The organism is Lacticaseibacillus boliensis (assembly GCF_054784775.1).
Genome location: NZ_BAAIHN010000021.1, coordinates 40,413 through 50,977, shown reverse-complemented (window position 1 = coordinate 50,977; position 10,565 = coordinate 40,413). Strand labels below are relative to the sequence as shown.

The 10,565-nt window shown below is 52.8% G+C and carries 14 protein-coding genes; 7 read left to right on the top strand and 7 right to left on the bottom strand.

All coding sequences use genetic code 11. From position 1 onward, the window contains the following. Positions 1-165: 165 nt before the first annotated feature. Complete coding sequence (locus ACYVRB_RS09520; protein ID WP_461215065.1) at positions 166-1,533, bottom strand: hemolysin family protein; 1,368 nt, start codon at positions 1,531-1,533, stop codon at positions 166-168. A 212-nt stretch (positions 1,534-1,745) separates the two neighbouring features. Between ACYVRB_RS09520 and ACYVRB_RS09515 the strand changes: the two genes are divergently transcribed. Together ACYVRB_RS09515 and ACYVRB_RS09510 are read left to right on the top strand one after the other, a co-directional pair. After that, on the top strand, positions 1,746-2,498 hold the full coding sequence (locus ACYVRB_RS09515; RefSeq protein ID WP_461215063.1) for a TIGR02452 family protein: 753 nt from the start codon (positions 1,746-1,748) through the stop codon (positions 2,496-2,498). Further along, complete coding sequence (locus ACYVRB_RS09510; protein WP_461215061.1) at positions 2,495-3,127, top strand: type 1 glutamine amidotransferase; 633 nt, start codon at positions 2,495-2,497, stop codon at positions 3,125-3,127. The genes ACYVRB_RS09515 and ACYVRB_RS09510 overlap by 4 nt, the downstream gene beginning before the upstream one ends. Positions 3,128-3,297: 170 nt before the next feature. On the opposite strand, the gene ACYVRB_RS09505 is transcribed toward ACYVRB_RS09510, so the two are convergent. The 4 genes from ACYVRB_RS09505 to ACYVRB_RS09490 form a co-directional block, all read right to left on the bottom strand. After that, positions 3,298-3,873 (bottom strand): class I SAM-dependent methyltransferase, encoded by a 576-nt coding sequence (locus ACYVRB_RS09505; protein ID WP_461215059.1) that lies wholly within the window; start codon positions 3,871-3,873, stop codon positions 3,298-3,300. A gap of 108 nt (positions 3,874-3,981) precedes the next feature. Further along, positions 3,982-4,347, bottom strand: a complete 366-nt coding sequence (locus ACYVRB_RS09500; RefSeq protein ID WP_461215058.1) for a hypothetical protein — start codon at positions 4,345-4,347, stop codon at positions 3,982-3,984. A 100-nt stretch (positions 4,348-4,447) separates the two neighbouring features. Next, positions 4,448-5,236, bottom strand: a complete 789-nt coding sequence (locus ACYVRB_RS09495) for a tyrosine-protein phosphatase (RefSeq protein ID WP_461215057.1) — start codon at positions 5,234-5,236, stop codon at positions 4,448-4,450. 112 nt (positions 5,237-5,348) lie between these two features. Continuing rightward, a complete protein-coding gene (locus ACYVRB_RS09490) occupies positions 5,349-5,750 on the bottom strand; it encodes a helix-turn-helix domain-containing protein (protein ID WP_461215056.1) in 402 nt (133 codons plus the stop codon). Between the two features lie 309 nt (positions 5,751-6,059). Between ACYVRB_RS09490 and ACYVRB_RS09485 the strand changes: the two genes are divergently transcribed. The 3 genes from ACYVRB_RS09485 (at position 6,060) to ACYVRB_RS09475 (ending at position 8,134) form a co-directional block, all read left to right on the top strand. Beyond that, positions 6,060-6,506: a universal stress protein gene (locus tag ACYVRB_RS09485; RefSeq protein WP_461215055.1), complete on the top strand. Its 447-nt coding sequence runs from the start codon at positions 6,060-6,062 to the stop codon at positions 6,504-6,506. 166 nt (positions 6,507-6,672) lie between these two features. Further along, positions 6,673-7,245 carry a DNA-3-methyladenine glycosylase I gene (locus ACYVRB_RS09480; protein WP_461215054.1) on the top strand — a complete coding sequence of 191 codons (573 nt, stop codon included), beginning with the start codon at positions 6,673-6,675 and terminating at the stop codon, positions 7,243-7,245. After that, on the top strand, positions 7,235-8,134 hold the full coding sequence (locus tag ACYVRB_RS09475; RefSeq protein WP_461215053.1) for a DMT family transporter: 900 nt from the start codon (positions 7,235-7,237) through the stop codon (positions 8,132-8,134). The genes ACYVRB_RS09480 and ACYVRB_RS09475 overlap by 11 nt, the downstream gene beginning before the upstream one ends. Before the next feature lie 29 nt (positions 8,135-8,163). On the opposite strand, the gene ACYVRB_RS09470 is transcribed toward ACYVRB_RS09475, so the two are convergent. Continuing rightward, positions 8,164-8,337, bottom strand: a complete 174-nt coding sequence (locus ACYVRB_RS09470; protein ID WP_461215052.1) for a hypothetical protein — start codon at positions 8,335-8,337, stop codon at positions 8,164-8,166. 132 nt (positions 8,338-8,469) lie between these two features. On the opposite strand from ACYVRB_RS09470, the gene ACYVRB_RS09465 reads away from it, so the two are divergent. After that, positions 8,470-8,958: a hypothetical protein gene (locus tag ACYVRB_RS09465; protein WP_461215050.1), complete on the top strand. Its 489-nt coding sequence runs from the start codon at positions 8,470-8,472 to the stop codon at positions 8,956-8,958. On the opposite strand, the gene ACYVRB_RS09460 is transcribed toward ACYVRB_RS09465, so the two are convergent. After that, positions 8,939-9,184 carry a hypothetical protein gene (locus ACYVRB_RS09460; RefSeq protein WP_461215048.1) on the bottom strand — a complete coding sequence of 82 codons (246 nt, stop codon included), beginning with the start codon at positions 9,182-9,184 and terminating at the stop codon, positions 8,939-8,941. The two genes, ACYVRB_RS09465 and ACYVRB_RS09460, sit on opposite strands and share 20 nt — an antisense overlap. A 187-nt stretch (positions 9,185-9,371) precedes the next feature. On the opposite strand from ACYVRB_RS09460, the gene ACYVRB_RS09455 reads away from it, so the two are divergent. After that, positions 9,372-10,538 (top strand): GNAT family N-acetyltransferase, encoded by a 1,167-nt coding sequence (locus ACYVRB_RS09455; protein ID WP_461215047.1) that lies wholly within the window; start codon positions 9,372-9,374, stop codon positions 10,536-10,538. Positions 10,539-10,565: the final 27 nt, after the last annotated feature.

Below are 10,565 nucleotides of genomic sequence, written 5' to 3'. Positions count from 1 at the left end.
TTCGCAATCAAACCAATTTCTTCAATCGCATCTACCAATTAACTGCCTAAAATAACAAAAAGCCTCCTATCATGGAGACTTTCCTAAAAGATAAATTTATTCTTCAACACCAGTTGACGCAGAGCCACAAAAACACCGGGGTCACACACCGGTGTTTGGCTGAAACTAATTGTTGTCTTCGTCTTCTTCGTCATCAGGGGTTACTTCCGGGCCAACGGTGACTTCAAACCAGTTGGCGAAACCGCGGGAAAAGTCGGTGACCGTGAACGTGTAGCGGTCGAGTACCACGGTGTCATGGAGTTTGAGGTTTGGATGTTCTTCGGTCAAAAACCCCGCGATCGTGACAATATCTGATTCCTGGAAGGGCTTGAGCTTGGTGCGGAAGAAACGTTCAAAATCGTAAAGTGTGGTTTTGCCGCTGACCTTGAAGATGTCAGGCTTGTCGGTTTTAATGATGTATTCATCAGAGACATCATCGATCTCGTCTTTGACGGTTCCAAACAGCTCTTCATAGATATCTTTATCGGTGACGATGCCGCTAGTACCGCCGTATTCGTCGACGACCACGACGATTGGGGTCTGCTTTCTGATCATCTGTTGCAAGATGTTGTGGATCGGCATGCCTTCAGGAACGGTGACGATGGTCCGCAAGATCTTGGAAACACGTACCGAATCGTCAACGCGAGCTTGGCGCACCAAGTCGTAGATGTAGACGTAACCCAAAATCTTATCTTTGTCCCCGTCTGCAACGACAGGAAAGCGCGAATAGCCTTCCGTCAGGTAATCTTTGATGACTTCTTTGACGGTGGTTTCGATGTCGATGACGACCAGGCTGGTCCGGTCGACCATGACGTCGCGGGCTTCCTTGTCGTTAAGGTCAAAGGCGCGTTGCATGTAGGTCACGTCGTTTTGATCCATTTCGCCGGTGTCGACCGCCGCTTTAGACAGACTGAGGATCTCGGCTTGGGTGAAGACCTCATTGCCTTCATCGGCCGGTTTCATCCCGATCATCCGCACGATCCCGGTGGCAGAAACATTCAGCAACCACACGAAGGGGTAAAAGATGACATGGAAGTAATGGAGCGGGGTCACCACAAACATCAACGATTTAATCGGCAGGTCGATGGCGACATTTTTGGGAACGATTTCAGTGAGCACGACTTCTAAGTAGGTCAAGATGATGACCCCGAAAATCGCGCCGATCATGTGGAGGCTACCGTCTGGTAACTGAAGATGCGTGAGGTCAAGCAGGTCTAAGAGTAAAAATTCGACCGTTTCTTCCCCAATCCACCCAAGGATGATCCCGGCGACGGAAACCCCAACTTGGGTGGTTGACAAGTATTCATTCAGATTGTGGACCATCTTCAGTGCCCGGCGTAACTTTTTGCGGTTGCCGGTTCCTTCCTCCAACAGTTCCTCTAACGCGCTTGGTCGGCTTTGAACCAATGCAAATTCACTGGCGACAAAAAAAGCAGCGAATAAGAAGGTGACGACCATCACCAGCAGATTAGAGGCGACTTGGCCACTGTCCATTCAAACATTCCCCATTTCATATCGATAATTACCTTCTATTTTACCACAGCTGACAGGGGTAAGCGCAGGATGTTCATGACACACAGTGGATTTTGCGTGACGATCACGAAAAAAGCAGTCCGGTTCCGTTAAAATGGTGAAGTGTGCTATGCTTAACAAAACGTCGCACGCAAAATTTGACGTGCGCAGCGAAAACGTGTGGAGGATTTGCCATGAATCAGATTCAAATGTTTCGGGCGACAATGGCGACATTCAAGGAAAACCCTGAATGGCCGAAGAGCTCCTTGATCACGGAACCGTTAACAGAAACGGCACCGCTTGGACGCCGGCAAGCGGCATGGCGGGTGATCAACGCGGATGTGTTTGCTGTGATGAGTGAAGAAGCCGATCACATTGGCGTGATGAATTTTGCCAGCCCCACCAATCCTGGTGGCGGCGTGGAATTTGGCGCGCATGCCCAAGAAGAATCGATCGCCAAGGGCACGTATCTGATGCCGGCGTTGCGCCAATTTGAAAGTAGCTACTACACCGTCAACCGCGCCCAGCCCAACGACGGCTTGAACACGCCTAATTTGATCTACTCCGAGCATGTGCGGCAGTTGTTCGACCATGAAGGCAACCGTCTCGACGGCCGCTACCTGGATATCGTCACCGTGGCGGCGCCTAACCGCCGCCGCTATCCGGACCTCGACGCCCAAAAAGCGCTCGTTGATATCGCCAGCAAGATCTTGCAGACCCTGCGTGCGTTCAAAAATCACGGGGTCCGCCGCCCTATCCTCGGGGCCTTTGGCTGTGGCGTGTTTGGCAACGATCCCACCGCGGTGGCACGGCTTTTTGCCCAGGCATTGCGGCGCAAGGAGTTCAATGGGGCTTGGGATGAAGTCGTTTTTGCGGTGTATGATCCCACCGGCGAAACTTATCGAGCGTTTATCACCGGACTGAAGACAAAGGAGCAGAAGCAATGAGCATGGAGATTCACGTTTTTCAACACGCAGACGAGCAAAATCCCGGCTTGATCACCGATTGGGCGGTAGCAAATGACATCAAGCTAATCATTCACCGGCCAGACACTGGCGAGAACCTGACGCCGTTGAACGCCCATGACCTTGATGGGGTGATCTTGTTAGGCGGCCCGCAACAGATCGGGGATGGCGAAACGTGGATGGCCGCTGAGCGCATCCTGGTACGGAGTATGGACAAGATCGGGCGGCCGGTGTTCGGGATCGATTTTGGCGCCCAACAAATCGCCCGGGCGTTTGGCGCCCCGGTTTTGCAGATGAATTTACCGGAACTCGGTCGCGGGTTAGTGCAACGCGCTGATGGCAGCGAAATGCCGGTTTTCCAGTGGCATCACATGGCGATCGGGGATCTGCCTGGTAGCACCGTCAGTTACCGCAACCAAGCCGCCGCAACGCAAGGCTTTACGTATCATCACCGCATCTGTGGCATTCAGTTTCATCTGGAAGCAACCTTGGCGATGCAAAAAGCGATGATTGACGCCAGCGAGTTCAGCGACTTGCCACACCTCTCAGACGATGAAGAGACCCAAGCTTATGCCGAGCTCAACCAGTTGCTCAACGCTACTTTCTTATAATCGCAAAAGCAGTTGAGCTACATGCAGTCGTCGCATTGCACAAAAGCGCCCTGACCAGTAAATCCCTAATCTTAGGGTGTGCTGGTCAAGGCGCTTTTGCGTGAATACATATGGCTCGGACATCTCAGTAATCGTTGCGTTCATTTCGTGAACGCGTTGGTATCGCGTTGTTAGGAGTGGCCGCCGCGACTGCTGAAGACGAAGTGAACTTGTTCACGGGTCGCCAGGCGCGTGTCGGTCACCTGATAAAGGGAATCGATCGTGAGCTTAGAGGTGAACACCGCGTTGAGTTTGAGGCCTTCTTTAGGCGTTGCCGCCGCTAGCGGGGTGGTTACCGCCGCAAGAAATTGGCCATTGTGTCTGAGAATTCCAGACAACGAGCGGCTGATGGCGTGCACGTCATCGTGCGCGAGGTTGAAGGTGCCGACGATCAGGTCATAAGGACCAGTGAGCAGGCCCAATGCCGTGTCTGGCATGATCCGATAACGAAGCCGGTCGGAGCTTGCCGTTGCGCGCGCGGCGCTGATCGCGGCGGCGTCGTTATCGACACCTAAGACGGCGATGGCGCCGTGATTGATCGCGTAGCGGCAAAACCAGCCGTCGCCGGCGTGAATCGCCAAGACCCGTTTGCCGCCCAATGCCGGGGCTTGTTTGGCCAGCGCCTGCCACAACGGTTGGCGATCGCCGGTGTTGGTCGGCAACTGCTGAGGCTTGTCTGGGCGCATCTTGGGATAAGTGTCTTCCATTGGTCACACGTCCTTTCAATATTAGTATAGGGGAAATCTGGTGAGAATGCACTGACCCACGCCAATCAAAAAACCGATCCCGTGAAGACACTGAGGATCGGCCAAGAATCAGTCGACGAAGATCAGTTCGAATTGCTGATTTTTTGTGTCGACATTGACGGCAACGTGACGGTTGAGGTCGGCGACAACGTTGCGGGCAAAGGTCATCTTATCTTCGAAGTCGGTGATCGATGCCGTTTGGGCGTTGCTTTTAAAATCGTAGTTTTCCCCGATGAAAGCCGGGTCCGAGACGAAGCGGAGATTGTTTTGATCATGACGACTGCCAGTTTTCAAGACAGCGTCGATGTACCGATACAAGAGGCTGGGGCTGTAGTGCAACGGCTTGGTCAACTCGGTGGTGATCGTGAAGTTTTGGTCATCATCGATCATCTTGTCGTCGACTTGAACTTGGGTTAACCCTTGATATAATTTCATAGCACTCACTCCTTCGATTGCCACAAATGTGGGTTGTGCGGTTGTTTGCAAGGCCGTATTGCGACCTTACACCAACTTCATTATACGCCCATTATGGCAATTATTGCAGATAGATGCTCCGCAGGTCGCGGCGTTGTTCAGCGGTGAGCTTTAAGACGTTAGTGAGATAGTCGTCTAACGACCCAAACTGGGCGTTGATCGTCATCAATGCCGAGTCAAGATATTCGTTGGCGACGCCACCCAGCGACCGCGTCGATGCAATCAACGCCGGACTGGCACCGGCGCGTCGTGCCGCTTTGACCATGCGTTCGCTTTCCGTGCCAAGATATTGGTTTGAAGCCAGATAGTCTTGCCGGATCGTGACCGGGTCAACGCCCAGTGCGGTGAGCAAATACACCGCGCCCATGCCGGTGCGGTCTTTGCCGGCGGTACAGTGGAAAAGTAGCGCGGCATCGGGCTTTGAATTGGCCAGCAACAGGTCAAAAAATTCCCGGTAGGCCTTTTGAGAGTGGGGCTGCAAGACGATGTCTGCATAAGTGGCAATCATGTTGCGGAAGCCGCCGAGGGGATCTTTGGCCATTGCCTGGCGCCGGAGCTGTTCGGCGTTGGCGGAGACTTTGGTTTCATCCACCGCCAAGACGGGATCAAAATGATAGGTCACCGGCGCCAAGATGCGATCTGGGGCGTCGGCACGCTCTTGAGGCGACCGGAAGTCAACGTCGACGCGGACGCCGTAATCGACAAGGTATTGTTGATCGCGTGCAGACAGGTCGCTCAAACGTCCCGAGCGAATCAATTTATGCATGCGAAGCGTTTGACCGGCCTTCGTCTGATAACCGCCGAGGTCGCGAAAGTTGAAACCGTGGTGAATGTTGAGAAGTTGTGGCACAAGAAATCCCCCTAATCCAATCTAGTTTGTGACGGTGTTCGCCTTTTAGTATACCCAAAGCCGCAATTGGTTGCGACTGCAAATAAAAAAACCGTCCGGAGACGGTTTTCAATCACTCGGCGTTATCGCTTGGTGTACCGGCGATGATCAAACCGGCGGCAAAGCTGGCGACGAGTTCTTTTTTAGCAGAAGACAGCACCTCATCGTTATAGGTCAAGATCGTGCCTTCACTCAGCAAGTCTTCGACGCGAACAACGGTTTTACCTTCAATATCAGGCTTGTTCTTTTTATCCTTAGCGTATTTATCCGGATAGGCTAACGCTAAAACATCCAAAGGATCACTATCGTAGTAGTCGGCAAGCTTACGGATACTCCGTTCGCTTGGCACGGTTTGGTCATTTTCCCACTTCGTGAAGCTAGCAGGAGACGTGTGGGTAGCTTTGGCAACTTCGACGATCGATTCGCCACGATTCTTGCGGATTTGGCGCAATGCACTCCCAACAGTTTCTGTCATGTTATTTTCACCACGATTCTAATTAATTGATAGGTCTACTTGACACCCAGATCGGGTACATCTAATAATTTAACTTTTAGTGGCGCAAAATGCAATCTTTAAGATGGGGATTTATCGATTTTTTTATTACTGCATGAGAGATGTTCGGGTTTGTACTCACTTGGTGATAACGGTGATAACCCCAGCAATGGGAAGCGGTTGCGAAAATTCACGCTCACACTTGTTTTCCCTGCGTCAATGGCTTACGCTTATAATATAAGAACAGGGCGTGGTCATCAGATCGCGCTCGACTATTAAGGAAGTGATCAGATGGATCAGGAGTATAACACGCTGTTAGTACCAGTTGACGGTTCAGATGAAGCGGAGCTCGCCTTCCAAAAAGCGGTCAAGGTTGCGGTTAAAAACCACGCGCATCTGGATATTCTTAACGTGCTCGATACAAAGCAATTCATCGGCGGCTACGGTGGCATGATTTCTGGAGATGCGGTGTATCAGCTGACGCAAGACGCTGAAAATTACTTGAACGGGTTAGCAGAGCGCGCCAAGAAGGCCGGACTGGAAGACGTTGCGATCCACGTTCGTTTTGGCAATCCCAAGACGGTCATCGCCACGGATTTCCCTCACGACCATAAGACCGATCTGATCATGATCGGCGCAACCGGGTTGAACGCGATGGAACGGGTCTTAGTCGGCTCTGTCACCGAATACGTCAACCGGACCGCGCCTTGTGATGTTTTGATCGTCAAGACGGCTTAAGCTTATTCATGACGTTAACGCCTCCGTACCACGATGATTTGAATCGCGGTGTGGCGGCGTTTTTTTGTTGGGGGCTGGCACGGCGGTGGAATTTGGTGCCAGGGCTTTTTTTTACGCTGTTTTCGCGTAATATGTTATCGTGAGCAATAACCAAGGAGGAATGACGATGCAAACGCGCATGGCTTGGGCCCAACAAGACCCTTTGTTGCAGGCTTACCACGATAATGAATGGGGAAGGCCGCTCCATGATGACCGCGCCTTGTTTGAACTGTTGAGCCTGGAAGGGTTTCAGGCAGGCTTGAACTGGTTGATGGTGTTGAAAAAACGTGCGGCGATCAAGGCGGCATTTTATGATTTTGACATTGCGCGCGTGGCGCGGATGGGTGATGCTGATCTCGCGCGTCTGCAGGCTGATCCCAACTTGATCCGCAATCGCCAGAAGTTGCATGCCGTCGTGGCCAATGCCCAGGCGATTTTGCGGGTGCAACAAGAATTTGGGAGCTTGGATCAGTATTTATGGGCGTTCGTGGGCGGCCGGCCGATCGTCAACCACCCGCAAACAGAAGTGGATATCCCCACCCAGACCCCGCTTTCTGTGCGGGTCGCCAAAGACATGAAACAACGCGGCTTCAAGTTTGTCGGACCGGTGATTATCTACAGTTATTTTGAAGGCGCCGGTTTGATCGACGATCACCTGATGGGGTGGCAGATACCAAAGGATGGTCGGGATGCGCAGTAAACGCTTGTTGGGTATCGGCTTGGGGATGCTGGCCGCCTTGCTTTGGGGAATTGCAGGGCCGGCCAGCGAGTTGCTGTTTGACGCGCACATGTCGGTGTCTTGGCTGATCAGCTCCAAGATGCTGATCGCAGGCATTGCCACCATGGCGATCGCGCTGAAAGTCGATCACGGCAAGGTCATGGCACCGTGGCGCGACCGCACTGCGGCTTGGCAACTGATTGCGTTTATCGTGTTCGGTATGATCGCGATGCAGTATATTTATTTCAAGGCCGTCGCGGTCGCCAACGCCCCAACGGCGACGATCTTGCAGTTTTTGTCGCCGGTGGTGGTGCTGATCTATGTTGCCTTGAAGACGCGCCAATTGCCGCGTCGGATCGATGTCATCATCATCGCCATGGCGTTGTTTGGGACGTTGTTGGTGGTGACTAAAGGCCATCTGACCCAGTTGGCGATCAGTCCGCAAGCGTTGTTTTGGGGCTTGCTGGCGGCGCTGGCCGCGGCGAGTTACGCGATCTTGCCAGCAACGTTACTAGAGACTTATTCACCGCTGACGATCACAGCCTGGGCGCAGTTGCTCGGCGGCGTGATAATGACAGGGGTGCGTCCGTTTTGGCTGGCGCCGCCGCATCTGAATGCCACGCTGTGGTGGGTCTACGCTTTTGTTGTCATCGGCGGGACGATCATCGCTTATCTGTTTTACTTGATGGCGATGCAGTACATAAGCGTCACGGCAGTCAGCTTGCTCGACGCGTTCGAGCCACTCGGGGCGACGCTGACCGCCGTTTTATTTCTCGGGTTTCGCCTGGGTCGCGCGGAATTACTTGGTGGGTTGATCATCATTATCACCGTGATTTTGATGAGCTTCACGGAATCCAAGCATCCGGGATGAAAAAACCGCCATCACGGCGGTTTTTTTGATTAACGATGTTGATGCTGGGTCAGTAGGTTCGGCAGGCGCCGTTGATGTTGATCGGGTAACAAAGCGAGGATGTAGCCATTCTTGACGCGTAGCTTATATGTGATTTTTGGCTTTAAGGTCGTCGGCTGACCGAAGGCATCGAACATTGGTAGTTGATGGTTAGTTTCGGACATGATCATCCCTCCTCGAAACTCCTGACACTAACTATATTATAGTCGTTTTGAGATGACATTGGTTACTGCTTGGTTACAGTCTGCGGGGAAAATGATACAATAAGACTAGACACGAGATAACTGGAGGTCACCATGGATCAATATGGCATTAGCGAATTAGCCGACTGGCTTGAAGCCCAGTCGGATGCGTTGTTGGGCAAGGCCCAAGCATTCCCAGAAGAAAAAGTGCAGGCTGCAGTCGACTACTTGAAGGTGCTCAAGCACCCCGCTAGCACCTACCTGGACACGCTTCAAGGACACTACGATCGCCACGAATCTGACCACAAGCTGAACTTGTTAGCCGACAAGGCGCCGCTGGCAGATCTGGAAGATCGCATCATGGTCAACCATGTCGATGGTTCGATCACCGAAAATAATATCAACTTCACTTACAACCACGAACCTGTTTTTGAAGGCGGTTATCAACCCAAGAAGGATCTTAACCTCGTCAAATTTGGCCTTGAAGTGATCGGGGCCGTGGCGACGACCGGTAGTTTGGCAACGGCGTCTGAGGTGTTATCGCCTGATGCCATGGTGACCTTAGTGGTCGCCGCTCATCGCTTCAAACAGTGGCAGGCGTAGGCTGAAGCCAGTCGGAGTCAACCAACTGGTGCAGGCGCTTGGACACAGGGACCCACAATTGTGCTTTTAAGATCGCGCGGATACTTTGCCAAAAGGCAGGGTCTTCGCGCTGTTTTTGATTGGTTTCGATGACGATTTCAGCGCCTGTTTCTGTGTGGGCATAAATCGTGGGGTAGGTGATCGCTTCTAATTGTGCGGTCAGCATGTTGGTTTCATTAAGTAACATCGTCCTCATCCTTTCGATAAACTAACCATACCGTGCAAATGTGGGGGAAACCTTGATGATTCGTGATGATTTTGTGAAGCCTTCCTTGCGAATGACTAAAGGATGCAAAGCGATGCCGATTGGTCTATACTAATATTGAAAGCGGTTGTGCCAACGACCATAACTTCAACAGATGGGAGTCATGACAATGACGGTGAAACGATTGACGCACGATCAGGAACAGGAATTTTACGCGCTGGCAAGATATGCCTTCAATAAGCCGCAGTCACCACACCGCGATGCGGCCTTTGCGAGTTTGTTTGCCCATTCAGACGCTTGGGGGATCGGGGAGCCGCTCCAAAGCGGCCTCTTGAGCACCCATTTTGCCGTGGATTTTTCCGGTGTGACCTACAAGATGAGCGGGATCGGGTATGTCGCCAGCTATCCAGAGGCCGGTGGCAACGGCGGGATCACGGCGATCATGCACGAAGCGTTTGCGCAGATGCGGAAAAACGGCGAGACCTTGTCTTACCTGGCGCCATTTTCCGCGACGTTTTACCGGCGGTTTGGTTACGAAGGTGCCTTTGATCAGGTGACCCACAGCCTGGCGGCACGGGATATGCCAAAACTGCCCAGGACTAATGCGGCCATCCATGTTCAACGGCGCCGTTTTGCCGCCGCCATTCCGGCGATGCAAGCGATCTATGGCCGCAACAAAGTCGCGACCCGCGGCGGCGTCTTGCGTGCGGACTGGTGGTGGCTGAACATGGCCGATCATTATCCCGCACGTGAGGTGGCTGTGGCGATGATGGGTGAGCGGCCGATTGGATACCTGGTGTATGAGCGGGCCGGAGACACCTTTATCCTGCACGAGGTCTTTTACGACGATCTGACCGCGCTGATTGCCTTGGGCCGCTTCGTTAGCGCGCACCGGTCAGCTTTTGCACAATTTGTCTATACCACCGGTAACCCCGAATCGCTCCACGATCTGTTTCCAGAACCAGGCGTGTTGAAAACGACGGTGGCGCCGTACATGATGGCCCGCATCGTTGACGTGCAGGATTTCATGCAACGCTATCCTTACCAAGTCAGTGATTTGGCGCCGCTGATCTTTGCCATCTCGGATGATTTCATCCCGGAAAACAGCGGGTTGTGGCAGCTGGCGATCGATGACGGCAAGGTCGGTTTCAAGGCCGTCACTGAAGGAACGCCGGCTGTGAAGTTAAGCGAGCAGCAATTGGTCAAAGCCACCTTTGGCGTGCGCTCCCTCAGAGACGCCTACAGCCTTGGCTTGATCGACGGAGACGCCTACACGATCGCCGCGATTTCTGATATTTTTATCAACCACCAAACGCAGCTCTATGATTATTTCTAGCACAAGCCAAAGCGCCGGTGCCGCCAC